Source organism: Pseudomonas sp. LJDD11, from assembly GCF_024584215.1.
GTDB lineage: Bacteria > Pseudomonadota > Gammaproteobacteria > Pseudomonadales > Pseudomonadaceae > Aquipseudomonas.
In genome coordinates, this window is the sequence record NZ_JANJFL010000091.1 from 1 (window position 1) to 661 (window position 661).

Below are 661 nucleotides of genomic sequence, written 5' to 3' on the forward strand. Positions count from 1 at the left end.
CTACCTGATTCAGGCGGGGATGTTTGCGGATGCCGAAAGCGATGTTCTGCGCCACGCTCAGATGCGGGAACAGCGCGTAGTCCTGAAACACCATGCCGATCCGGCGTTTCTCCGGTGCCAGGGTCCAGCCGGGTCGGGAAATGACTTCACCGGCCAGGGTAATCTCGCCGGCATGGATCGGCTCAAACCCGGCAATGGCCCGCAGGGTCGTGGTCTTGCCGCATCCCGAAGAACCCAGCAGACAGCCGATGTCTCCGGCGTTGAGGTGCAGGTTGAGGTCCTGCACCACACGTTGATCCTGATAGCCGCAGGCCAGGTTGCGCAGATTCAGCAGCAGGGTATGGCTCATTTGGGCTGATAGGACGGCGCGACCAGAAACTCCAGCAGGGCTTTCTGGGCATGCAGACGGTTTTCAGCCTGATCCCAGGCGACCGAGCGTTCATCGTCCAGCAGGTCGACGCTGATTTCTTCACCGCGATGCGCTGGCAGGCAATGCATGAACAGCACGTCTTCGGCAGCTAGATCGAGCAAGGCGCGGGTGACCTGGAAGGGTGCGAACAGCGCGATACGCTTGGCGGTTTCTTCTTCCTGGCCCATGGAGGTCCAGACATCGGTGCTGACCAGATGCGCGCCTGCAACTGCTTCCTTCGGATCACGGGTG

General features: G+C 61.1%; 1 protein-coding gene and 1 pseudogene. Both read right to left on the reverse strand.

Going from position 1 to position 661, the window contains the following annotated elements:
- The coding region (locus NRB16_RS28900; protein ID WP_257107568.1) for an ATP-binding cassette domain-containing protein at positions 1-349 on the reverse strand (349 nt) is incomplete at its 3' end.
- A pseudogene (locus NRB16_RS28905) lies at positions 346-661 on the reverse strand (ornithine carbamoyltransferase); the annotation flags it as partial. The gene NRB16_RS28900 and the pseudogene NRB16_RS28905, both read right to left, overlap by 4 nt.